We start from the raw sequence: 22,895 nt of genomic DNA on the forward strand, positions 1-22,895 counted from the left end.
CGGTAGGGGGGTGCCGTGCTCGGTCACCGTCACACGTGTGCCGAGCCGCGAACCGCGCGGCCGGTCACGCATGCCCGCTCACCCGGCCGGCCTGCGCACGGGACACCGACATGCCTGCCATGCGTGGGGTCCCGTGCGGGGTGAGACCAACCCCCCTTTCGAACCGGACACGCCACAGGGCCGCCCGCGCGGGCGGCCCACCGGACGAGAGGGAAACACGACTCATGAGCTCCTTCCTGCGCCCGGCAGCCACCGGGCAGGCGCAGACCGCCGCGGTCCTGGCGCCTGACCATTTCACGCCGGTCTCCACGCACTTGGCCATCGCTCCGCCGGTCAGCGTGGTCATCCCGGCGATGAACGAGGCGGAGAACCTGCCGCACGTGTTCGCCACCCTGCCGTCCTGGATCCACGAAGTGGTCCTGGTCGACGGCAACTCCACCGACGACACCGTCCGCGTCGCCCGCGAACTGCGGCCCGACGTGCGGATCGTCGCGCAGACCGGCAAGGGCAAGGGCGACGCGCTGATCGCCGGCTTCACCGCCTGCACCGGCGAGATCATCGTCATGGTCGACGCCGACGGGTCGGCGGACGGCTCCGAGATCGTCTCCTATGTCTCCGCCCTGGTCGCCGGGGCCGACTTCGCCAAGGGCTCGCGCTTCGCCAACGGTGGGGGCACCGACGACATGACCCCCATCCGGAAGCTGGGCAACCGCGTGCTGTGCGCGGCCGTCAACGCCAAGTTCGGGGCCCGTTACACCGATCTGTGCTACGGGTACAACGCCTTCTGGCGGCACTGCCTGGACAAGATCACCCTGGACTGCACCGGCTTCGAGGTGGAGACCCTGATGAACATCAGAGTGGTCACGGCCGGTCTCAAGGTCCAGGAGATCCCCAGCCACGAGTACGTGCGCATCCACGGCGCCAGCAACCTGCGGGCGGTCCGCGACGGGTTACGGGTCCTCAAGGTCATCCTGCGGGAGAAGAACGAGCGCCGGGCGGCCCGCCGCGAGGGGGCCCGGTGACCCACGAGGACCTCCTCCCGGTGTCCGTGGTCGTCTGCGCGTACACCGAGGACCGCTGGGAGGACATCCTCGCCGCGGTGGCGTCGGTGCACGCGCAACGCCTCCCGGCCCACGAGGTGCTGCTGGTGGTCGACCACAACCCCGTCCTGCTGGCCCGGCTGACCCGCCGCTACGAGGGAACGGCCGTGCGGGTGCTGCCCAACGCCGGGCCCCGCGGCCTGTCCGCCGGCCGCAACACCGGCATCTCCGCGTCGCGGGGCGAGGTCGTCGCCTTCCTCGACGACGACGCCGTCGCCGAACGCGACTGGCTGTACTGGTTCGCCGACGCCTACCGGGACCCGCTGGTCATGGGCGTCGGAGGGCGCACCCGACCGGTGTGGGCCTCGGGGCGCCGGCCGCGCTGGTTCCCCGAGGAGTTCGACTGGGTGGTCGGCGCCTCCTACCGCGGGCAGCCGGCCGGCCGCGCCAGGGTCCGCAACGTGCTCGGCGGCAACGCCTCGTTCCGGCGGATCGCCTTCGACATCGCCGGGGGCTTCGCCACCGGCATCGGCCGGGACGGCGACCGTCGGCCACTGGGCTGCGAGGAGACCGAGTTCTGCATCCGGCTCGCCCAGGTCAAGCCGGGCAGCGTGCTCCTCGTCGACGACCGCGCCGTGATCTGGCACCGCGTCCCCGAGGCCCGGGAGCGCTTCGGCTACTTCCGCACCCGCTGCTACGCCGAGGGCCTGTCGAAGGCCCTGGTCACCCGGAGCGTCGGCACCGACGCCGGACTCGAGACCGAACGGCGCTACGCCACCCGCGTCCTGCCCGCCGGTGCGGCCCGCGGGCTGCGCGACGCCCTCCGCGGGCGTCCGGGCGGCGCGGGCCGGGCCGGCGCGATCGTCGCCGGCGTCGCGACGACGGCGGCGGGCTACGCCGTCGCCAGGTTCCGCACCCGGGGGGAGGCCGGCCCGGCATGAGACCGACCGCCGCGTCCCCGACCGACCACAACGCACCGGGAGGTGCCCTCGCATGACCGAGCCGGCCGGGCAGGGGAGCGGTCCCGTGCCGATCCTGATGTACCACGCCGTCACCGACACGCCCGCGCCCGCCACGCGCGGGCTGTCGGTGACCCCCGCCGCCTTCGCCGCGCAGATGACACTGCTCGGCGCACGCGGCTTCACCCCGCTCGGCACGGCGGAACTGGCCGATGCGTGGCGCACGGGGCGGCCGCTGCCGCGCCGCCCCGTACTGATCACCTTCGACGACGGCTACGAGGGCGTGCACCGGCACGCCCTGCCGGTGCTGAAGGGCCTCGGCTTCCCGGCGACGCTCTTCGTCTCCACCGGCTGGCTGCGCGGACCGTACGAGCTGCCGGGCGCCGCGCCGGACACCATGCTCGACTGGGACCAGGTACGCGAACTGGACGCCGGCGGCGTGGAGATCGGGGGCCACAGCCACACCCATCCCCAGATGGACCAGCTCGGCGACGAGCGCCTCTGGTTCGAGGTGCTGCGCTGCAAGGAGGTCCTCCGCGACGAACTGGGCACGGCGCCGGTGTCCTTCGCCTACCCGTACGGCTACTCCAGCCGTCGCGTACGGCGTGCCGTGCGCTTCGCGGGGTTCACCTCCGCCCTCGCCGTCGGCAACGCCCTCGCGGACCGCCGCCGCCAGGCGCCGTACGCGCTGGCCCGGGTGACGGTGCGCCGCAGCACCGGGATCGAGGAGTTCGAGCGGCTGGCCGAGGGCCGGTCCGTCGCACGCAACTTCGCCGGGGACCGGGCGCTGACCAAGGGGTACGCCCTGGTCCGCAGAGCCCGCCGGTGTCTGCGGAAGGTGCACGAGACCCGTGTCTGAGACAACCGCCACCACGAGCACGACCCCCACGGACCCCACGGACCCCACGGACTGCGGAGCCAGCGCCCCGTCGCCGCCCGCCGCCGCGGGCGGCGGCCCCGTCGACGGCGGCGCGGACGCCCGGCGCGGCGGCAACCAGCTGTTCCGCAACGCGTACGCGCTGATGCTCAACACCGGTGTCTCCGCGGTCCTGGGCCTGGGCTACTGGCTCGTCGCCGCGCGCTACTACACCGAGGACGCGGTCGGCCAGGGATCGGCGGCGATCGCCGCGATGAAGTTCCTCGCCGGGCTCACCGCCGTGACGCTCACCGGGGCACTGGCCCGTTACATCCCGGTCTCGGGGCGCCGCACCGGCCGGCTGATCTTCGGTACGTACGCGGGGAGTTCGGCCGTCGTGGCGCTCGCGGCGGCGGTCTTCCTGCTGACCCTGGACTTCTGGGGCCCCTCGTACCGGTTCCTGCACGGGCCCGTCAACGGGCTCGGTTTCCTCGCGGCGGTCGTCGGCTGGTCGCTGCTGACACTGCAGGACGGGGTGCTGACCGGGCTGCGCAGCGCGGTGTGGGTGCCGGTGGGCAACACGGTGTTCTCGGCGGCCAAGCTGGCGCTGCTGGTGGGCGTCGCCGCGGCCGTGCCGACCGCGGGGGTCTTCGTCTCGTGGGTCGCCGCGATCGCCCTGTCGGTCGTGCCGCTCGGCTGGCTGGTCTTCCGGCGGCTGGTGCCCCGGCACGTCAAGGCCACCGAGGGGACCGGCGAACCGCCCCGGCCGCGCGAGATGCGGCGCTTCGTCGCGGGGGACGCGACCGGCTCCTTCTTCGCCCTCGCCGTGGTCTACCTGGTGCCGGTGATCGTGGCATCGCAGATCAGCTCCGCGGACAACGCGTACTTCTACATCACGATGACGATCGGCGGCACGATCGACCTGCTGGCGATCAACATGGGTTCCTCGCTGACCGTCGAGGGCGCGCACGACCCCTCGCGCATCGCCGAGAACTGCCGGGCCGCCCTGCGCCGGATGGCCAGGATCATGGTCCCGATCGCCCTGTTCATGGTCGTCTTCGCCCCGCAGATCCTGGGCGTCTTCGGCGAGGGCTACGCACGGGAGGGCGCGCCGCTGCTGCGGCTGCTGGCGCTCTGCTCGCTGGCCCGGGTCCTGATCGAGGTGTACTTCGGCATCCTGCGCGCCCAGAGCCGCACGGGCCTGCTCGCCCTTCTGCAGGGCCTGCTGTGCGTCCTGGTGCTGGGGCTCACCCTCGCGCTGCTGGGCCCGCTGGGCATCACCGGCGCGGGCTGGGCCGAGCTGGGCAGCCTGGTCGTCATCGCGGTGGTCTCGCTGGTCGGGCTGCGCCGGCTGATGTCCGGCCCGTCCAGCGCGTCCGGCGCGTCCGGCGCCCCCGCCGGGACCGGGACCCCGCCGGACGCGCCGGCCGGCACCGCGCCGCAGGCGCCGAAGTCGCCGAAGTCGGCGAAGGCGGCGAAGGCGGCCGAGGCGGAGGGCGCCGGCGAGGACCTGGAGATCGTCTACGGCACGCGCTGGGCGCGCGCCGCCGCGCTGGACGGCGACACGCTGCGGCTCGGCGTACGCATGGACTTCGACCATCCCGAACGGCGCCCCTATGTGACGCCGTCGCAGCGGACCGCCGTGCCCGCGCCACCGGCCGGGACGGCGCTCCCGGAGCCGTCGTCGTCCGCCGGGCCGCGGGATCCGGGCCCGCCCGCGCAGTCGCCGCCGGGGGAGGGACGGCGCGGCCGGGCCGTGCTGCTCGAACTCGGCGTGTGGGGGCTGCTGCTGGGCGCGCTCGGGCTGTACTGGCTTCCCCTGCGCGGCATGGACGACTCTTCGCTGGACGCCATGAACGGGCTCGGCCTGGTCTCCGTCCTGCCGCCGGTGACACTGGCCGGAGCGGCGCTGCTCGTCCTGGCGTTCGTCTGCGGCCTGTGGCTGCCGGGGCGCCGGCCGTGGCTCCTGGCCGCCGTCCTGCTGGCGACCGTGGTGTCCCTGCACGCCGTCCCGGCCGTGCTGGAGGAGCAGCCGCGGTTCGCGACGGCCTGGCAGCACGCGGGCTTCATCGACTACATCGGGCGGACCGGGGACGCCGCGCCCGACATGGACGCCCGGTTCTCGTGGCCCGGCTTCTTCGCGGCGGTCACGCTCGTCGCCTCGGCCTGCGGGATCACCGACCTCACCGAGGTGCTGCGCTGGTGGCCCACGGCCGTCCAGTCGCTCTCCCTGGCCCCGCTGGCGCTGCTGCTGCGCTCGGTGCGGGCCGGCCGGCGGGCCAAGTGGTGCGCGGCGTGGCTGTTCGCGCTGTGCGGCTGGGTGGGGCAGGACTACTTCTCCCCGCAGTCCGCCGGCTACCTGCTCTACCTGATGTTCGTCGCCGTGCTCCTGGTGTGGTTCCGTGCCGCGGGCCCGCCCGCGGGAAGGCTCATCCCCGGCGAGGCCGACGTACCGCCGGTGAGCCGGAGCGAACGGGCGCTGCTGCTGGCCCTGCTGGTCGGGCTGTTCGCCGCCTCCGTCGTCAGCCACCAGCTCACCCCGTTCGTCATGCTCGGCGTGCTGACCGTGCTGGTCCTCGTCCGCCGCTCGACCCAGCGCGGACTGCCGCTGTTGTGCGGGGTGCTGCTGGTCGGGTGGATCTGCTTCGTCGCCGAGCCGTACTGGTCGGGTCACTTCGACGAACTGTTCGGCGGCATGGGCTCGCTCGGCGGCAACGTCTCCTCCAGCGTGTCCGGGCGCATCGAGGGCGGCAGCACCGTCCACAAGCTGGTGCTGTACGTGCGGGTGGCCCTGGCCGGCGCGGTCATGGCGCTGGCGGTCCTGGGATGGCTGCGCCGCCGCTGGGCGGGGATCGGCGACCGGGCGCTGCTGGTGCTGCTGTTCGTGCCCTTCCTGGGCTTCGGCATGCAGTCCTACGGCGGCGAGATGGCGCTGCGGGTGTTCCTCTTCGCCCTGCCCGGGGCCTGTGTGCTCGGGGCCCTGGCGATCTTCCCGCGCAGCTCGTCGGACCGCGGTTGGCGCGGGCCCGTCGCCGCGCTGCTCGCGGGCTGGGTGCTGATCGCGGGCTTCCTCGTGGCGCGCTGGGGCAACGAGTCCTTCGAGCGGGTCCGCACGGGCGAGGTCGCGGCCATGGAGTACGTGTACGAGCACGACAGGCCCACCGCGCGGGTGGTCTGGCTCAGCACCGACCCCGTGGACGACGTCACGCCCAGCCTGCCGTGGAACGCCCGCGACACGGAGCGCGTGACCTACGTGCCGGTGCTCGCCCCGCGCGACCCGGTGCTGGTCGGTCCGCTGGTCGAGGCGCTGCGCGACGCCGGGCCCAACTCCTACCTGATGGTGTCGCGCGGGCAGAACACCTATCTGCAGCTCGACGCGGGCTTCTCGGCGACGTGGCCGGACAAGCTGCTCCGCTCCCTCGACACGCGCCCCGAGCTGCGTCCGGTGCTGCGCAACGAGGACGCGACGCTCTACGAGCTGCGGGAGCAGCCCACCGAATGGCCGGTGCCGGAGCCGCGGCCGGGACGCGTCTTCCCGGTCGTCACCTGGAACGCCTGGACGGCGGCGGGCGTGCTGGCCGGGGTGGCGCTGCTGGTGCTGCTCGGCGCCCGCGAGCTGGCCCGTGCCACGGTGCCCGAGGCGTCGCGGCGGCGCGGCATGCGGATCTCGCTGCTGGCGGCGGTGCCTCTGCTGCTGGTGTTCCTGGCGGCCACGGTCGTGAGGTTCCTGACCCTGCACTGACCGGACGTGCCCCCCCGCCGGCAGCGGCGGGGGGCACGCAGGGGGAACACCTGTCCGGGCTTCCGCGTTGTCGTGGCAGGAGTGAAGGAGGTGGCCCGATGACCGAGGACCAGCAGCCCGGCGAGGCCGCGCAGGACGAGGCCGCGCAGTCCCGCCGTGCCCGGTTCGGGAAGCTCCCGGACCGGATACGCCCGGAGGACACCTTCGTGGAGACCCCGGCCACGGCCCCCGTCCCCGCGAGGGACACCTTCAACCCGGACGAGTGGCTGATCCGCAACGTGGGCTGACCGCGAGGTTCCCGGGCGTCCCGGGCCGGACCGCCTCCGGTGCCGAACGACCACCGCCGCCGCACTCGCCCGGCTAAGCGCGGCGCAGCCAGCGGATGCCGTAGGCCGGGAGGTCGAAGGAGCGGCCGTCGACCTCGGCGCCGATCGTGCGGCCGAGCGTGTTGACCACCAGGACGGTGCGGTCGTCGGCGAGGACACGCACGTTGGGCCGGTCCTCGTCCGCGACGGGCACGTCACGGAAGCGCGTGCCCGGCGGGAAGGCGGCGGCGAAGCGCCGGAGCAGGTCCAGCATCGGCAGCTGCTCGCCGCCGCCCGAGGCGAGTTCGGTGCTGGTCCACAGGCAGCCGGGGCAGGTACGGCCGCGTTCCTGGGGGTTCCAGTAGAAGGCGGCGTCGGCGCCGCCGCGGGCGAGCTCCGTCATCGCGGTGGCCTGCACGGCGGTGCGGTGGCGCTCGTCCCAGCCGGTGCTGCCGTCGTCGGGCTCCACGTACCACTCCGCCCACCACAGGGGGAGCCCGCCGCTGCGTTCCCTGAGCCAGCGGCCGACCGCAGCGAACTTCTCCGTGGCGGCGAACTCGTCGGGCCGCATGCGGTCGTCGCGGCTGCCGCTGGAGCCGTCGGCGACGATGAAGTCGGCGCCGGCCTTGTGCTTCAGCCAGTAGTCCACGGCGTCGAGGACCCGCCGGTCGGCGGCGCCCCAGGGGCCCTTGAGGGTGGCGGAGGCGTCGCCGTTGCCGTCGTCGCCCGGGGCGAAGCTGTCCATGACGAGGTAGGGGCCGCCGACGAGGTTGCCGGGGTTCACCTGCTTCAGGGCCCGGAAGACCCGGTTGTAGAGGTCGGTGTAGCCCTCGTAGTCCCAGCGCTGCCGTCCGTCGTTCCAGAAGCCCTTGAACTCGTTCCAGACGATGAAGTGCCGTACGTCCGGGTAGCGGCGGGCCACAGTGGCCGCGAGCGCGGCGAAGTCGTCGAAGTGCGCGCGGCCGGGGGCCACCTCGAGCCGTGACCAGTCCGTCGTCCCGGCCTTGCCGCCCTTCATCCAGTCCGGGGCGCAGCACAGGGTGATGACGGGCGTGCCGCCGCTGGCGCGGATCAGGTCGACGCGGTCGTCGAGCTCCCCGAAGTCGTACGTCCCGGGCGAGGGTTCGGGGTTGTCGGCGCCCCAGCCCATGATCGCCTGGTTCTGCGGCAGCGGGCGCATCGACAGCAGGCGTTCCGCGGACCGCTTGGCGGTGCCGCCGCCGTGGTCCGCGCTGTACTCCGTGTGCGTCAGCCCGAAACCCAGCGCGGTCGTAAGCCTGCCGGTGGGCGCGGCCGAGGGAGCGTGCACCCCGCCGCCCGCGCCGTTGCCGCCCCGCGCGGTACTGCCCGCGCCGCCCCCGAGATCGCACATCGCCAGCAGGAGGACCAGGGCGGCCACACCGATGCCCAGGAGCACGGCGACCCCTCGCCGCCCCGCCCCCGGCAACAACCCCATACGCACGTTCGCATGACGTCCCATCACCGCCAGGGTAACCGCCGTGATGCCCGGATCGGACCGGTTTCACCGGCCGTTCAGGGATTCCGAGGGATTCCGAGGGATTCCGCCACTCCGCAAAAACCCGGTGCGAATGCGGACCTTGTGCCGGATCATGAGCGGCATGCCCGACGCAACGCCCCCGCATCGCGCCCTGTCCATCCGTCTCGGCATGAACGACGACGACTCGCCGTCGGACGCCGTCGACGCCCTGTTCCTCAGCCGCTTCGTCACCGGCGAGCAGCCCTACTCGTGCGGTGCCTCCCTCGACCGGGTCAAGTCGGGGCTGACGCTCGTCCCGGGCGGCGGGTCGGTGCTGCGCTCCGCGCGGGACAAGGACCGCGGCGCGACCCTCGCCGAGGGCGAGGGCTGGACGATCCTCGTCTCGCGCTGGCACCGCCGGGCCGACGTGACGGTGACGGCGGTCAGCGAGGAGCTGGCGCAGCGCGTCCTGGCCGAGGCCGTCGAGGACGCCGAGGACCAGCCGGAAGCGCAGCCCGACGACGTGACCATGGGTTTCTGGTACGTCGCCCCGCGCCGCGGGCCGCACCGCATCACGCGGCAGATCAGCGCCGCCCCCTGGGACGACGTGCGGGGCAACTACACGGCGCCGGTCGCCGATGCCATGGACGGGCTGATGAAGCTCACCGCCGAGGACGTCAGCGGCCGGCTGCTGCTCCTGCACGGCCCGCCGGGCACCGGCAAGACCTCCGCGCTGCGCACGCTGGCCCGTGCGTGGCGCGACTGGTGCCAGGTGGACTGCGTCCTCGACCCCGAGGTGCTCTTCAACGACGTCGGCTACCTGATGGAGATCGCCATCGGCGAGGACGACGCCGAAGGACCGGGCCGCTGGCGGCTGCTGCTCCTGGAGGACTGCGACGAGCTCATCCGCGGCCAGGCCAAGCACCAGACCGGCCAGGCGCTGTCGCGGCTGCTCAACCTCACCGACGGCCTGCTCGGCCAGGGCCGCAACGTCCTGGTCGGCATCACCACCAACGAGGACCTGGAGCGGCTGCACCCGGCGGTGGTCCGCCCCGGCCGCTGCCTGGCCCGGATCGAGGTGGGCCCGCTGACCCGCGCCGAGGCGACCGGCTGGCTCGGCACGTCCGAGGGCATCGGCCGGGAGGGCGCCACGCTCGCCGAGCTGTACGCGCTGCGCCGCGCCGCCTCCTCCTCCGGCGGCACCGCGCTCCCCCACCAGACGACCCCGGCCTCCGCCTCCGGAGGCCTCTACCTCTGATGGCCGGGGGTCCCCCCGCCGCGAAGGGGAGGATACGCACCCGTACCCCGGCCGAGCTGCGCCGCAACCGCCGCCCGCGGTCGCACGGCTGCTGGGACCACCTGTACGCGGCGCCGCTGTGGCCGCTGCACGGCGCCAACCTGGGGACGCTGCTGCGTACCTGCGACGCGGTCGGCGCGTGCCTGGTCGTCCCCCGCTTCCCCTGGGTGCCGGAGGCGCTCGCCCGCGGCAACACCCTGCGGCGGCCGGCCTGCGTCCACTGGACCGGTGACCCACTGGGCTGGCTGCAGCGGCAGCGCGACCGCGGGGCGCACGTCGTCGGCGTCGAACTGGCCGACGAGGCCGTACGGCTGGCGGACCTGCCGGCCGCGCGGCGCACCACCGTCGTCGTGCTGGGGCACGAGCAGCAGGGGATCCCGCCGGAGGCACTCGACCTGCTCGACCTCGCCGTCGAAATCCCCATGGTGGGCACGGGCGCCAGCCTCAACGTCGCGGTCGCCGGCTCGCTGGCGCTCTACAAGCTGGCCGGACTGCTGTGAGCGGGACGGGCTACGCCTCGTACGCCGCGCGCAGCGCCTCCCCTACGGCGGCCTCGGCGGCGGCTCGGTCGAGACCGAGGCGCCGCACCCGCTGGGCGTAGGCGGACGCGGCGGCGGCCGCCTCCCGGGCGGCCGCGTCGCCCGCGGCCGCGACGAAGGTGCCGTTGCGGCCGCGGGTCTCGATCACACCGTCCGTCTCCAGGGCGCGGTAGGCCTTGGCCACGGTGTTCGCCGCCAGCCCGAGGTCGTCGGCGAGGCCGCGGACGGTCGGCAGCCGGTAGCCGACCGGGAGGGCGCCTGAACGGGCCTGGTCCGCGATCTGCTCCCGCAGTTGCTCGTAGGGCGCGGTGGCCGCGTCGGGCCTGACGGTGATCTTGAGGCTCACGGTGTGTCGTCCTCCCGGCGGGACGGATCGGCGCTGTTTGTCGCGGCCATTGTGCTGCACGCGCCGTCCGCGAGGGCGACGGCGCGGCCGGGCCCCGCCGGGTCGTGGGCGATCGTGTCGCCCGGCTCGTGCAGGTGCAGCATGAAGCGCTCGCCCGCGCGGTACGCCTCCAGGCCGGCCCTGCAGTACGCCACCATGTCGTCCGGCAGCGCGTCCAGGGGGAACCAGCCGAGCTCCGAGCACTTCTCCGGCTCGCGGTTGACCGGTTCGTGGACCCCGCCGTCCGCCTCGAAGAACCAGCCGATGCGCTCGCCCCCGCCGGGCGCGCGGTGCTGCATGACGAGCGCGACGGAGACGTCCTCGGGCCGCAACGCGACACCCACCTCCTCGTGGGCCTCGCGGATCATGGCGGTCAGGACGTCCTCGCCGTCCTCGACGTGACCGGAGGGGGCGTGCAGCAGGCCGTCGGCGTAACCGGTGTTGACCCGGCGGCCGAGCAGGACCTCGTCGCCGCGGCGCAGGAAGAGGTGCACGTCGACGATCTCCGTGTGCCTGCGGGGCTGCTTGATCCGCACGACCGCGGCATAGCGCTCGTCGTGGACCGGGCGGCCCCACAGCGCGGTGTCCTGGGCGAGCTGCTCGACCTGGGTGTGCTCGGCGAAGGGCCGTACCATCGCGGCCAGTTCGGCGGCGCCGATACCCACGGGCTCCGCCTCCCCCCAGCGGCCCTCGACCAGCACCAGGCGTCCGCCGCGGCGCAGCAGCCGGGCCCAGCGGCGCAGCACCGCCACCGGGTCGGGGAGCGCCCACAGCAGGTGCCGGACGAGCACCACGTCGAACCGGCCCTCCACGACGGGCGGTTCGGCCGCGTCCCCGAGCAGGACGCGGGCGCCGGTACCGGCCAGCTTCGCCCGGGCCAGCGCGGCCATCCGCGGCGAACGGTCGACGGCCGTCACCCGGTGCCCCTGTTCGGCGGCGAGCCGCGCGAGGCTGCCCGTACCGCAGCCGAGGTCGAGCACGTCTGCCGGGGCGCCCGGCAGCCACTCCCGTAGCCGCGCCGCCCACGCCTCCCGCACGGCGGGCTCCCGCAAGCCGTGGTCCGGCTCCTCGTCGAAGCGGTCGGCCACGGTGTCCCAGTACGCGTCACTGCTGAGTTCGCCCACCCCGTGATCCTTCCACCCCCCACTGACAACGCCCCGCGCGGCGCGGAGCGCGGCTCGCGCGGCGGCCGTCAGCTCAGGCCCAGGTTCCGGTAGCGGGTGCGGCGGGCCGCGAGGCGGACGGCACGGGGCCGGGTGCGCAGGGCCGCGAGCTCCGCGCCCAGGACGGCGCCGAGGCGGCCGAGGAACTCCTCGGGCTCGTCCGCCGCGTCGGGCGCCTCCTCCACCACGCGGTCGACGATCCCGTGCGCGGCCAGGTCCGCCGAGCGCACCCCCTGGCGCCCGGCCACCTCGTACGCCCGCTCCGTCGTCCGGTACAGGATCGCGGAGGCCCCTTCGGGCGGCAGCGGGGAGAGCCACGCGTGCCGCGCCGCGACCACCCGGTCCGCGGGCAGCAGCGCGAGCGCGCCCCCGCCGGCGCCTTGCCCGAGCAGCAGGCAGAGCGTGGGCGCGGGCACGGTCATCAGGTCGGCGAGGGAGCGGGCGATCTCGCCCGCCAGGCCGCCCTCCTCGGCCTCCCGGGACAGCGCGGCGCCCGCCGTGTCGACGACGGACAGCAGGGGCAGGTCCAGTTCCGCCGCGATGCCCATGCCGCGCCGGGCGACCCGCAGGCCGGCCGGGCCGAGCGCGGGCGGCCGCCCGTCGCCGGTCTCCCGCCGGTCGTGGCCGAGGACGACGCAGGGCGTGCCGCCGATCCGGGCGAGCGCGAGCAGGAGTCCGGGGTCCCGCTCCCCCGCGCCGGTCCCGCTGAGCGGGGTCACGTCGCGGGCGGCCACGGCCAGCAGGGCGCGCAGCCCGGGCCGTCCGGGCCGCCGTGAGCGCCGGATGGACTCCTCGGCCGTGGGGGCGGGGACGGCCGGGGCGCGCACGGGCTCGGCCCCTGCGGGGTCCGGAGCGCCCGCCGTGTCGCCGCACAGCACCCCGAGGGCGCGCGCCGCGGCGTCCGCGAGCTCCCCGGAGGGCAGGACCGCGTCAACGATGCCGTTGGCCAGCAGGTTCTCCGCGACCTGGACACCGGGCGGGAACTCCTCCCCGTACAGGGCCTCGTGGACCCGGGGGCCGAGGAAGCCGATGAGCGCGCCGGGTTCGGCGGCGGTGACGTGCCCGAGGGAGCCCCACGAGGCGAAGACCCCGCCCGTGGTCGGGTGCCGCAGATGGACGAGGTACGGCAGGCCCGCGGCCTTGTGGTCGGTGATGGCCGCCGCGACCTTGACCATCTGCAGGAAGGCGATGGTGCCCTCCTGCATCCGCGTCCCGCCCGAGGCGGGCGAGGCCAGCAGCGGCAGCCGCCCGCGGGTGGCCCGTTCGACGGCCCGTACGAGGCGTTCGCCCGCGGCGACGCCGATCGAGCCGCCCAGGAAGCGGAACTCGCCCGCGACGACGGCGACCCGGCGGCCGCGGATCCGGCCCTCGCCGGTGACGACCGACTCGTCGAGCCCGGTGCGCTCACGTGCCCGGTCGAGGTCGGCGCGGTACCCGGGGTCGTCGAGATACCCGGGCAGGGCGGTCACGGGCTCGTCCCAGCCGCGCCAGGTGCCGGGGTCGACGACGGCGTCGATGAGCTCGAGGGCGGCCGCGCGGCGGCGCGTCGGTTCGGTCATGGCGTCACCCTAGGCTGCCCGCCGGCGCCTGTGGCCAGGGCCAACACCTCACGGAACACGGGGCGGAGGTCACTCGAACGGCGCAACTCCATCGCGGTCCGGAGGTCGTTGTGGGGATGTGGTCACAGTCGATCCCCAGAACGCGCCGGGTGCGCCGTCCGGGAGTGAGGTCCCCCGGACGGTCCCGGCGCCCATCCGCCGCAGTCGTCCGTACCGCCCGACGGAGGGCGTCCCCCTCGGGGAGTGGGTCTTCGTCCCGGGAACGGCGGGATTCTTCGGCCGGAGTTCGGACGCTTACATCGAGCGCGGCGAGGAGCGCATTCAACTCGTGTACTGCTCTTCGGAACTGGAACGGTTCGCCGACGAAATGCTCGGGATCGAGGGGGATTTCATGCGCCGCTGCTCCGGCATCGATCTGGACACGAGGTATTAGGGCGTGCATTCCCCGTATCCCCCGCCCACGCCCGGCCCCGACAGGAATTCCTTCATGCCGCCTTTGCAGGACCGTTTCCGCTTCGAGAACGACGTGCCGTACGAGGACCACCTCAACGGGCACACCATCTACAGTCCCCGCCAGGCCCCGGACGACACCTCGGGGAACGGCGTCTTCTCCGCCCCGGACTACGAAGTCCTGAACGGGGTGTGGACGTCCGAGGAGGAATTGGCCCAGCTCCTCGAACCCCCTTTGCTGGACGACGACCTGGACGAGGACGAGGAGGACGACGTCTTCGCCGCGCCCTCACCGGAGGCCGCGACCCACGAACTGCCGCTCACCCGGCACCGGCACCGCAGGATCCGCCGGGCGGCGCTGCGGCAGAAGATCACCCGGACCCAGACCCTCAGCTTCGTCGTCGCGGCGGTCGCCGCCACCATCGTGGCGATGGTGAGCGTGCTCGGCGGGATGGTCGCCCACGACCCGCTGCGCCACATCGCCGCCACCGACGGGGCGTCGGGACTGGCGGACTGGTGGCCGCTGCTGGTGTACGGCCCCTGGATGGTGGCCTCGCTGTCGATCCTGCGGGCCGCGCTGCACCAGCGCCGCGCCCCGCACTCCTGGGCGGTCGTACTGCTCTTCTCCGTCTTCGCGATCCTGTTCTGCGTCGCCTCCGCTCCCCGGACGATCACCGACTGGACCGTGGCCAGCCTCCCCGCCATCGCGGCGCTGTCCTGCTTCCACCAGCTCGTGCGGCAGATCACCCTCACCCACCCGCCGCGCCGCACCTCCCGCAGCCGGCACTCCTCCTGACACGGCGCCCCCTCCCCGGCCCGTCGGCCGGGGAGGGGAGGGCGGTGGCGGCCCGGCCGCGGCCCCGGGCCGGCGAGGCCCGCGCTCCGGGCGCCGCGGACGGCTCCGCGAGCCCGCTCCCGGAGCCGTCCGCGAGGGCGGAGACGTCCCCGTCCGGCGCGGACCTCGCGCAGACCGGGAGCAGCAGCACCGGCACGGCCTCGCTGATGGCGGCGGGGGCCGCCGTCTCGCTCGGTGCGTCGGTGCTGCTGCCCGTCGCCCGCAGGCGCCGGGCGGGGAACGCCGGCTGAGGCGGACCGTCAGCTGAAGACGTCCCCGCAGTCGGTCGCCCTGGCGTGCGCCGGGTCGAGGGCGTTGGCCGTCTCGTGGAACACGATGCGGTCGGTCAGCCCGGCGAGGACGTGCTCGGACAGGTCGAGCGGGCACAGGTCCTGCAGCACCACGTTGCGGACGTCGGGGCCGGACATGAACTGCGAGGTGTACGGCGTCACGACCTCGTCGTACTTGGTCGCGATCACCGTGTAGCGGACGCCGGGCAGGGTGTCTCCGCCGGCGTTCAGCTTGGTGAGGAAGGCCGATCCGGCCATCTGGTCGGTCAGTCCCTGCGGGCTGAGGTGCTCGATGGCATCGGCCGCCCCGGGGAAGTACGGCAGCAGCTTGAGCAGCCCGCCCAGGTCGGTCCCGTGGTTGCTGGGCGCGATGCCGACGAGCGCGTTCACCTTGGGGGCACCGCCGAGGAACTTCATGTAGTAGCGCGGCATCATGCCTCCCTGGGAGTGCCCGACGATGTCGACCTTGCCCGCGCCGGTGGACGCGAGGACCCGGTCGACGTAGTCGGCGAGCTGCTGGGAGGACGCGGTGATGGGGCCGAGCCCGTAGAAGAGGGGAACACCGGGCAGTTGGCCGTAGTCGAGGGAGTAGACGCAGTAGCCCCGCTTGACCAGGTAGGGCGCGAGGCCGAGCCAGTTGTCGATGGAGTTGCCGAGGGTGCCGTGGACGAGGACGACGGGCCGCGGGTGGGCGGCGGACGGCTTGCAGGACCAGTTGTTCCAGCCGCTGCTCGCGGTGGCGCCGGCGGCGGTGGCCGCGGCGTTGACGGTCGCGGCGGCCTTGGCGCCGGACGTGGGGGCCTTCGCCAGTGCGGCGGTGGTGGTGTCCGCCAGGACGGGGGTGACGAAGAGGGCGGCGGTGAGAGTCAGCGCGGAGAGGAGCCGGAGCGCTGATCGCGGTCTGATGGGCAGCATCGAGCGATCTCCTCGCAGGTGGGGGAAGGACTGGCTCCCGTGCAACCTGTGATCCGGATCACCAGAGTGCTGAGTTTCCGTCAATTTACGGAGGAGTAACAAACGCCGCCAGCTACCGGTGGGTAAAGAATTCATCACGTCGGCTTCACGCCGATGTGGTAATGGGGCGTCAGGCCGCACCCGACAGCGCCGCGGGCATCAGTGCCCGCGGGCCGAAACGGGCCCGCGCCCGGTCCGCGACCGCCTCGATCCGGCGCGCCTTCTCGTCCCCCGGGTCCAGGCTGAGCTGCAGTGTCGCGAGGCCGGCGTCCGTCAGCCCCTCCGCGCGCAGCGCGAGTCCGCGCACCCGGGCGCGCTGCAGCCCCAGCCCCTCGTAGAGGCGGTACGCGGCATCGGCGAGGGCGGCGCCGTGGCCGCTCGGTTCGGCCAGCGCGCGGGTGCGGGTGGTCGTGGAGCGGTCTGCGTAGCGGACGGTGAGGGTCAGTGAGCGCGCGACCCGGCCCGACGCGCGCAGCGAGGAGCCCAGTTCCTCGGTGAGCGACAGCAGGGCGCGACGGTGCCGCACCGGGTCCAGCTCGTCGTGCCCGAAGCGGCGTTCGGCGCCGGCCGAGCGCGCGGGGGCGTTCGGGACGACCGGGGCCGGGTCGATGCCGCGGGCTCGCTCGTGCGTCCTGCGGCCCGCCGCGGCGCCCAGGATCCGCTGCAGGGTGCTCAGGGGCGCGGCCGCCACCCGTCCCACGGTGTCCAGGCCGTACGTACCCAACTGCCGTGCCGTCGCCGGGCCGACGCCGTGCAGCGCCGCCACCGGGCGCTCGGCGAGGAAGGCCGCCACGGCCGCGGGGTCGGTGGGTGCCGCGCGCACCGCGCCCTCCGGTCCGCCCTGTGCGGCCATCCGGGCGAGCAGCGGGTTCGGTCCCACGCCGATCGTGCAGTCCACGCCGTGGAGCGCGAGCAGCCGCACCCGCAGCAGCGTGGCCAGTTCCGCGGCGTCGCGCCCGAAGTAGCGCAGCGCCCCGCGGACGTCGGCGAGCGCGGCGTCGGGCGGCAGCGCCTGGACGACGGGGGTGAAGCCGCCGAGCAGCGCGAGGAGTCGCTCGTACAGCGCCTCTGCGGCGTGGAAGTGCACGTACAGCACGTGCAGGTCGTCCGTCATCGTCCCGCGCTCCCCGGGCTGGAGTGCCACAGCTTGCGGCCGGTCAAAGCGCCCTCGCCCGCGGGCCGCAGATCAGCCCAGGGGTGCATCTCGTAACCGGTGGACATCCGGACCCGGCGGCCCTCGGGCGGGGGCGCGGGCAGGCCGGCGGGTTCGCCCGGGGCCTCGGCCAGGCGTGCCGCGACCGCCTCCAGGCCGCCCTCCTTGCGCAGTTCGACCAGCTCGGCCAGGTTCCACGCGGCGGCGCCGACGACGGACAGGCTCTGCGGTCCGCGGCGCTGGACCACCCCGCGGACCAGCAGCAGCCAGGAGTGGAAGACGGTGTGGGCGCAGGCCTCGTGGCTGTCGTCGAAGAAGGCGAGGTCGACCAGGCCGGTGCCGTCGTCGAGGGTGGTGAAGACGACCCGGCGCCCGGAGCGGACGGGCGGCGTCTGGGTGGCCGCCTTGGCCCCGGCGACCAGCACGGTCTGGCCGTGCCGCACCTCGCGCAGCCGGTTCGCCGGGATCGCGCCCAGCTCCTCCAGGAAGGCCAGGTGGTCGTCCATCAGGTGGCGGGAGGCGTCCATGCCGAGGACGCCGAGTTCGGCGCCGAGCCGTTCGCCGTCGTCCATGTCGGGCAGGCCGATCGGCGCGAACGCCGGCTCGCCCTCCCCTCCGGTCAGGGTGAGCTGGCCGTCGTACGCGGAGGCCCGGCCCTGCCGGTGCACTTCGGCGACTTGGAGCAGCATGTCGCGGCGGTTGCCCCCGAAGGGGTCCAGCGCGCCGACCTGGACGAGGCGTTCGGCGGCGGCGCGGCCCGGGCGGGCGCGTTCCCACAGGTCCTGGAGGGAGGAGTAGGGCTGTCCGGCGGTGATCCGGGCGACCTCGGCCTCGCTGATGCCGTGCACCTCGGAGAGCGCGAGCCGCAGCCCCCACACCTCCTCGCCCCCCTCGCCGGGCACCGGTTCGATCCGGTAGGCCGCGCCGGACCGGTTGACGTCCAGCGGCAGCACCGGCACCCCGCGCCGCCGGGCGTCCGCGAGGAGCAGCCGCTTGGGGTACATCCCGGGGTCGTGGGTGAGCACCCCGGCGTAGAAGGCCGCCGGGTGGTGCGCCTTGAGCCAGGCGGACTGGTAGGTCGGCACGGCGAAGGCGACGGCGTGCGCCTTGCAGAAGCCGTACGCGCCGAAGGCCGAGACGATCTCCCAGGTGTCCCGGATGACCTCGCGGGAGTAGCCGCGCTCCCGGGCCGCGTCCGCGAACCAGGCCCGCAGCCGCCCCTGCCTGGTCTCGTCCGACAGCGCCCGCCGGGCCTCGTCGGCGAAGCCCCGGTCGCAGCCGGTCATGACGCACATGATGCCGATGAGCTGTTCGTGGAAGACGACGACCCCGTGGGTCTCGCGCAGCACGGGCTCAAGGTCGGGGTGCGGGTAGTGGACGGGCGTGCGGCCGTGCCGGGCCTCGATGAAGGGCCGCACCATGTCGGCGGCGACCGGCCCGGGGCGGAAGAGGGAGATGTCCACGACCAGGTCGTGGAAGGTGGCCGGCTGCAGCCGTCCCACCAGGTCGCGCTGGCCCGGGGACTCGATCTGGAAGCAGCCCAGCGTCTCGGCGGAGCGGACCAGTTCGTACGTCGCGGGGTCGCCCTGCGGGATGCGGTCCAGGTCGATCCGGCCGCCGCCGGTCCGTTCCACCTCGTCCAGGGTGTGCGCCATCGCGGACTGCATGCGCACCCCGAGCACGTCGAGCTTGAGCAGCCCGAGGTCCTCGACGTCGTCCTTGTCGAACTGCGACATCGGGAAGCCCTCGCCGCTGGTCGGCACGACCGGTGTGCGGTCCAGCAGCCCGGCGTCCGACAGCAGCACCCCGCAGGGGTGCATGGCGACCCCGCGCGGCAGCGCGTCCAGCGCCTCCACCAGCTCCCACAGCCGGCCGTGGTCCTCCCCCGCCACCTGCCGCAGCTCGGGCAGTTCGGCGAGCGCGGCCCGCGCGTCGCGGGCCCGGATGTGCGGGAAGGCCTTGGCCAGCCGGTCGGTCTGCTCCGGGTCCATCCCGAGGGCGGCGCCCACGTCGCGCACCGCGTGGCGGACGCGGTAGGTCTCGGGCATGGCGACGGTGGCGACCCGCTCACCGCCGAAGCGGTCCAGGATGCGCCGGTACACCTCCAGCCGGCGGGCGGACTCCACGTCGATGTCGATGTCGGGCAGGGAGACGCGCCTGCCGGACAGGAAGCGTTCCATGAGCAGGTCGTGCTCGACGGGGTCCGCGGCGGCGATGCCCAGCAGGTGGTTGACGAGCGAGCCGGCGCCCGAGCCGCGGGCGGCCACCCTGATGCCCATCTCCCGCACGTCGGCGACCACTTGGCCGACGGTGAGGAAGTACGAGGCGAAGCCGAGCCCCTCGATGATCCGCAGTTCGTGGTCGAGCCGCGCCCAGTACTCCGGGTCCCGGTCGTGGCCCTCCCGGACCATCCCGGCGGCGCAGTGGGAGCGCAGCACGCGGTCGGCGGTGCGGGCGCCGGCGCCGACGAGCTCCGGCTCGGGGAAGTGCACCTGCCCGAGCCCCAGGTCCTCCTCCGGGTCGACGGCGCAGCCCGCGGCGGTCTCCTCGGTGGCCCGCAGCAGCCGGCGGGCGTCGCCGCGGGTGAAACCGGCCGCCTCCACGACCCGCTCGGCGGTGCGCGCCATGTCACCGGAGTCCTTCAGCCAGCGCTCACCGCTGTCCAGGCCCCCCGCGTCGCGCACGTCGACGGGCACCAGGCGGCGCGCCGAGTCCAGGACGTCGGCCACCTCCCCCTGGCCGGGGTCGGCGTAGCGGACGGCGTTGGTCAGCACCGGGACGACGCCCTGCTCGACGGCGAAACCGACGGTGCGGGCGGCGAGCCGCAGCGAGCCGTACCCGGTGCCGGTGCGGCCGTGGTGCACGGCCTCCATGCGCAGCGCGTCCCCGTACACCTCGCGCCAGGGGCGCAGCAGCCTGGCGGCCCGGTCGGGACGTCCGGCCGCCAGCGCGCGGCCGACCTCGGAGTCCGCGCCGAGCAGCACGTACAGCCCCTCCCGTCCCAGGTCCTCCCAGGCGATGCCGCCGTCGGTGTGGGCGGCGCTGACCAGCCGGCACAGCGCGCCCCAGCCCCGGCCGTTTCGGGCGAGGAACACCGCCCGGTCGGTCGCCTCCGGCACGAAGGCCCCGCCGCGCACCGGGGTACGCCGGCGGGCGTGCGGCGGTCCGGCCTGAGGTACGGCGCCCTCCCCCGCGTACGCCGCCGGCACCGCCAGGGAGGCCCCGAACAGCGGCCGCACCCCGGCCCGCGCGCACGCCTTGGCGAAGCGCACCACCCCGGCGACGGTGTCCCGGTCGGTCAGCGCCAGCGCGTCCATCCCCCGTTCGGCGGCGCGCTCGGCGAGCCGCTCGGGGTGCGAGGCCCCGTACCGCAGCGAGAAGCCGGAGACGGTGTGCAGGTGCGTGAATCCCGCCATACGCACCTCCGACCGCTCATGCCTCCCCCGTTCCGAACCCTCTGCCACCCACCATAGACCACTTGTCGAACATGTGTACGAAGACGCGCCGGATCCCTGTCCTCCGCCACCCTCCGCGTGGTTTCCTGCACACGACGTCACCGACGCTCGACCCCCGACGGGGTCGCCATGCCGATGCTGCTGGTCAAAGGCTCTTTCCAGATAAAGAACACCGAGCCGGACGGGGACACCGTGGGCTTCGTCCCCACCCGCCACCCCGACTGGAACCGGGTCAGGGGCGGTCTCGGGCTCGCCTCACCAACTCCTGCCGGGGCAAGCTGCGGCTGGACGCCGTCGACGCGCTGGAGACCCACTACGGGCCCACCTCCGCCCCGGCCCACCAGCCCCTGCCCCTCGCCCACGCGGCCCGGGACGAACTGCTGCGCCGCCTCGGCTTCACCGCCGTGGAACGCGGGCCCGGCGGCGAGAGGGTCGTCGCCGCCAGTCCCGAGAGCGTCCCGGCTGGATCCTCACCGGCGGGGTTGACGTGCACGGCCGCTGCGTCGCCCTGGCCGGCCGGGGCGCGCTGCCGGAGGGCACGAAGAGCGGCCAGGAGGTCACGGTCGGCGTGCCGCTGCTGCGCGCCACCGTCAACCACCGCCTGGTCGCCGAGGGCCTGGCCTACCCGACCTTCTACAGCAACCTCTACGAGGACCTGCGCCGGGAGCTGAGCGACGTCGCCCGGCAGGCCCGGGAGACGGGCAGGGGGCTGTGGCCGGACGAACGTGAGCACCACCGGCGCGAAGGTCACCGGACTCTCCTCGCTCACCGACGACGCGGTGATCGTCCCCAAGCTCTTCCGGCGGCTCTTCGACTACCTCGCGCTCGGCTAGCCCTCCCTCGGGCCTTCCGCGCCTTCCTGGCCGGGGCGGCCGACACCTACCGGATCCTGTCCTCGGACACCCCCCGCGCGAAGGTGCGGGGACTGCACCACGTCGTCGAGGTGACCGGCGACCACACGGTGCGGATGACCGTCCCGATCGAGGACCTGGTCTTCACCGAGGCCTGACGACCGGGGCGAACGCCGCCGCCCACCGCAGCAGTTCCTCGTCCTCGCCGGGGCGCCCGACGGCCTGCAGGCCCAGCGGCAGGCCGTTGGCGGCGAACCCGGCGGGCAGGCTCACCGAGGGGAAGCCCGCGTTGCTCCACGGCAGGCACATCACCGAGTCGCCGGTGCTGCCCAGCCCGAACGGCGCGGGCCCGGTGGCGGACGGTGCCAGCCAGACGTCGACCTCCTCCATGGCCGTCAGCAGCCGCTCGCGGAGGATCCGGCGCTCACCCACGGCCCGTTCGTAGTCGTCGCGGCCGACGGCGTGGCCCTCGCGGATGGCGGCGACCGTCTGCTCGCGGTACAGGTGGCCGTGCCGGGGGAACCAGTCGGCGTGCGTACGGGCCACCTCGTAGCGGTTCATGACGTACAACTGCCGTACCACCGCCTCGAACTCACCCGGGCCCGCCATCATCGGCACCTCGCGCACCGTCCAGCCCGCCGACTCCAGCCGCCCGGCCTGCGCCGCGAAGGCCTCCCGGGCCTCCGCCCCGGCCCGCTCCAGGTAGGGCCCCGCGGGTATGCCGAGCACCGGTCTGCGCTCGCCGGCCGGCGGCTCCCGCCAGTCGTCGCACAGGACGGACGCGCCGCGCGCCGCCATCGCGACGTCCGCGGCGAGCACCCCGACCGTGTCGAAGCTCGGGGCGTTGGCGATCACCCCGTCCACCGGGACGCGCCCGAAGGTCGGCTTGAAGCCCACCACCCCGCAGTAGGCCGCGGGCCGGACCACCGAGCCGACGGTCTGCGTCCCGACCGCCAGCGGCACCATGCCCGCCGCCACCGCGGCCGCCGAGCCGCTGCTCGAACCACCCGGCGTGTGGGCGGTGTTGTGCGGATTGCGGGTCGGCCCCGGCGCGGTCACCGCGAACTCGGCCGTCACCGTCTTCCCCGCCACCAGCGCCCCGGCCGCCCGCAGCCGGTCCACCAGCGGTGCCTGGGGCCCGGCCAGCACCTCCGGCGGCACCGCGGACCCGGCCCTGGTCTCCATCCCGTCGATCCGGACGATGTCCTTGACGCCCACCATCACCCCGGACAGCACCCCCGGCGGCGCCTCGGCCGCCTCCGCCGCCAGCCGGCCCCGCCGGTCCGGCTCCCGCACGAACGCCTTGATCCGGGCGTCCAGCCGGTCGATACGGTCACAAGTCCGTGCCACCAGATCCGTCACGGCGGCCACGCTACGCCGAAAAACCCCGGCCTTCCCCGGGCACGGCGTCATCGCCCCGCCCGCCGGGCCCGCGGGCGGGACCGGGGCTCGGGAGGGGTGCGAGGGTACGCGCCCTCCCGGAGGGTCCAAACACCGCATCGGTGCGAGATTCGTCACGCCCCGATGTCACGCGGGTGCTCCCGCGTCCCATGCGTCAACCCGCGTCACGCATACGTCACCTCGG

General features: G+C 74.5%; 18 protein-coding genes. 10 read left to right on the plus strand and 8 right to left on the minus strand.

Going from position 1 to position 22,895, the window contains the following annotated elements; translation table 11 throughout:
* The first annotated feature begins 224 nt into the window (after positions 1-224).
* From PV342_RS31435 to PV342_RS31455, 5 genes are all read left to right on the plus strand, one after another.
* The gene (locus tag PV342_RS31435) at positions 225-1,022 is read left to right on the plus strand and encodes a glycosyltransferase family 2 protein (RefSeq protein WP_361006883.1); all 798 of its coding nucleotides are present in this window, start codon (positions 225-227) and stop codon (positions 1,020-1,022) included.
* A complete protein-coding gene (locus PV342_RS31440; RefSeq protein ID WP_500319609.1) occupies positions 1,019-1,981 on the plus strand; it encodes a glycosyltransferase family 2 protein in 963 nt (320 codons plus the stop codon). Before PV342_RS31435 ends, PV342_RS31440 begins: the two co-directional genes overlap by 4 nt.
* A 52-nt stretch (positions 1,982-2,033) precedes the next feature.
* The gene (locus tag PV342_RS31445) at positions 2,034-2,858 is read left to right on the plus strand and encodes a polysaccharide deacetylase family protein (RefSeq protein WP_386995323.1); all 825 of its coding nucleotides are present in this window, start codon (positions 2,034-2,036) and stop codon (positions 2,856-2,858) included.
* Positions 2,851-6,597, plus strand: a complete 3,747-nt coding sequence (locus PV342_RS31450) for a lipopolysaccharide biosynthesis protein (RefSeq protein ID WP_500319611.1) — start codon at positions 2,851-2,853, stop codon at positions 6,595-6,597. Before PV342_RS31445 ends, PV342_RS31450 begins: the two co-directional genes overlap by 8 nt.
* Positions 6,598-6,695: 98 nt before the next feature.
* Positions 6,696-6,884: a hypothetical protein gene (locus tag PV342_RS31455; protein ID WP_400806718.1), complete on the plus strand. Its 189-nt coding sequence runs from the start codon at positions 6,696-6,698 to the stop codon at positions 6,882-6,884.
* Positions 6,885-6,957: 73 nt separating this feature from the next.
* On the opposite strand, the gene PV342_RS31460 is transcribed toward PV342_RS31455, so the two are convergent.
* Entirely contained in the window at positions 6,958-8,382 is a 1,425-nt protein-coding gene (locus PV342_RS31460; protein ID WP_500319613.1) for a xylan 1,4-beta-xylosidase, read from the minus strand.
* 139 nt (positions 8,383-8,521) lie between these two features.
* On the opposite strand from PV342_RS31460, the gene PV342_RS31465 reads away from it, so the two are divergent.
* Positions 8,522-9,637, plus strand: a complete 1,116-nt coding sequence (locus PV342_RS31465; protein WP_500319615.1) for a DUF5925 domain-containing protein — start codon at positions 8,522-8,524, stop codon at positions 9,635-9,637.
* The gene (locus PV342_RS31470; RefSeq protein ID WP_018558959.1) at positions 9,637-10,176 is read left to right on the plus strand and encodes a TrmH family RNA methyltransferase; all 540 of its coding nucleotides are present in this window, start codon (positions 9,637-9,639) and stop codon (positions 10,174-10,176) included. Before PV342_RS31465 ends, PV342_RS31470 begins: the two co-directional genes overlap by 1 nt.
* Positions 10,177-10,186: 10 nt before the next feature.
* Here the strand turns inward: PV342_RS31470 and PV342_RS31475 are convergent, their stop codons facing one another.
* The 3 genes from PV342_RS31475 to PV342_RS31485 form a co-directional block, all read right to left on the minus strand.
* A complete protein-coding gene (locus PV342_RS31475) occupies positions 10,187-10,561 on the minus strand; it encodes a GntR family transcriptional regulator (RefSeq protein ID WP_018558958.1) in 375 nt (124 codons plus the stop codon).
* Complete coding sequence (locus PV342_RS31480; protein ID WP_400806710.1) at positions 10,558-11,724, minus strand: methyltransferase domain-containing protein; 1,167 nt, start codon at positions 11,722-11,724, stop codon at positions 10,558-10,560. Before PV342_RS31480 ends, PV342_RS31475 begins: the two co-directional genes overlap by 4 nt.
* Before the next feature lie 68 nt (positions 11,725-11,792).
* Positions 11,793-13,322, minus strand: a complete 1,530-nt coding sequence (locus PV342_RS31485) for a carboxyl transferase domain-containing protein (protein ID WP_500319618.1) — start codon at positions 13,320-13,322, stop codon at positions 11,793-11,795.
* 487 nt (positions 13,323-13,809) lie between these two features.
* Between PV342_RS31485 and PV342_RS31490 the strand changes: the two genes are divergently transcribed.
* On the plus strand, positions 13,810-14,568 hold the full coding sequence (locus PV342_RS31490; protein ID WP_400806705.1) for a DUF2637 domain-containing protein: 759 nt from the start codon (positions 13,810-13,812) through the stop codon (positions 14,566-14,568).
* A gap of 44 nt (positions 14,569-14,612) precedes the next feature.
* Positions 14,613-14,858, plus strand: a complete 246-nt coding sequence (locus tag PV342_RS31495) for a hypothetical protein (RefSeq protein ID WP_500319620.1) — start codon at positions 14,613-14,615, stop codon at positions 14,856-14,858.
* Positions 14,859-14,867: 9 nt separating this feature from the next.
* Here PV342_RS31495 and PV342_RS31500 read toward each other — a convergent pair whose 3' ends face one another.
* The 3 genes from PV342_RS31500 to PV342_RS31510 all read right to left on the minus strand — a co-directional run bounded on the left by PV342_RS31500 (position 14,868) and on the right by PV342_RS31510 (position 20,420).
* Positions 14,868-15,812 (minus strand): esterase/lipase family protein, encoded by a 945-nt coding sequence (locus tag PV342_RS31500; protein WP_500319622.1) that lies wholly within the window; start codon positions 15,810-15,812, stop codon positions 14,868-14,870.
* Between the two features lie 169 nt (positions 15,813-15,981).
* A complete protein-coding gene (locus tag PV342_RS31505; protein ID WP_386995336.1) occupies positions 15,982-16,965 on the minus strand; it encodes a DNA polymerase Y family protein in 984 nt (327 codons plus the stop codon).
* Positions 16,962-20,420 carry a DNA polymerase III subunit alpha gene (locus PV342_RS31510; RefSeq protein WP_500319623.1) on the minus strand — a complete coding sequence of 1,153 codons (3,459 nt, stop codon included), beginning with the start codon at positions 20,418-20,420 and terminating at the stop codon, positions 16,962-16,964. The genes PV342_RS31505 and PV342_RS31510 overlap by 4 nt, the downstream gene beginning before the upstream one ends.
* Before the next feature lie 526 nt (positions 20,421-20,946).
* Here PV342_RS31510 and PV342_RS31515 point away from each other — a divergent pair.
* Complete coding sequence (locus tag PV342_RS31515; protein ID WP_500319625.1) at positions 20,947-21,468, plus strand: hypothetical protein; 522 nt, start codon at positions 20,947-20,949, stop codon at positions 21,466-21,468.
* Here PV342_RS31515 and PV342_RS31520 read toward each other — a convergent pair.
* Positions 21,455-22,672, minus strand: a complete 1,218-nt coding sequence (locus PV342_RS31520) for an amidase (RefSeq protein ID WP_400806694.1) — start codon at positions 22,670-22,672, stop codon at positions 21,455-21,457. The genes PV342_RS31515 and PV342_RS31520 overlap by 14 nt on opposite strands.
* Positions 22,673-22,895: the final 223 nt, after the last annotated feature.

The organism is Streptomyces sp. PA03-3a, from assembly GCF_033792735.1.
Lineage (GTDB): Bacteria > Actinomycetota > Actinomycetes > Streptomycetales > Streptomycetaceae > Actinacidiphila.

Excerpts from the sequence above, each read along its gene's own strand:
- PV342_RS31435 (WP_361006883.1), top strand. The coding sequence starts at position 225 with ATGAGCTCCTTCCTGCGCCCGGCAGCCACCGGGCAGGCGCAGACCGCC.
- PV342_RS31445 (WP_386995323.1), top strand. The coding sequence starts at position 2,034 with ATGACCGAGCCGGCCGGGCAGGGGAGCGGTCCCGTGCCGATCCTGATG.
- PV342_RS31455 (WP_400806718.1), top strand. The coding sequence starts at position 6,696 with ATGACCGAGGACCAGCAGCCCGGCGAGGCCGCGCAGGACGAGGCCGCG.
- PV342_RS31460 (WP_500319613.1), bottom strand. The coding sequence starts at position 8,382 with ATGGGACGTCATGCGAACGTGCGTATGGGGTTGTTGCCGGGGGCGGGG.
- PV342_RS31465 (WP_500319615.1), top strand. The coding sequence starts at position 8,522 with ATGCCCGACGCAACGCCCCCGCATCGCGCCCTGTCCATCCGTCTCGGC.
- PV342_RS31470 (WP_018558959.1), top strand. The coding sequence starts at position 9,637 with ATGGCCGGGGGTCCCCCCGCCGCGAAGGGGAGGATACGCACCCGTACC.
- PV342_RS31485 (WP_500319618.1), bottom strand. The coding sequence starts at position 13,322 with ATGACCGAACCGACGCGCCGCCGCGCGGCCGCCCTCGAGCTCATCGAC.
- PV342_RS31490 (WP_400806705.1), top strand. The coding sequence starts at position 13,810 with ATGCCGCCTTTGCAGGACCGTTTCCGCTTCGAGAACGACGTGCCGTAC.
- PV342_RS31500 (WP_500319622.1), bottom strand. The coding sequence starts at position 15,812 with ATGCTGCCCATCAGACCGCGATCAGCGCTCCGGCTCCTCTCCGCGCTG.
- PV342_RS31505 (WP_386995336.1), bottom strand. The coding sequence starts at position 16,965 with ATGACGGACGACCTGCACGTGCTGTACGTGCACTTCCACGCCGCAGAG.
- PV342_RS31510 (WP_500319623.1), bottom strand. The coding sequence starts at position 20,420 with ATGGCGGGATTCACGCACCTGCACACCGTCTCCGGCTTCTCGCTGCGG.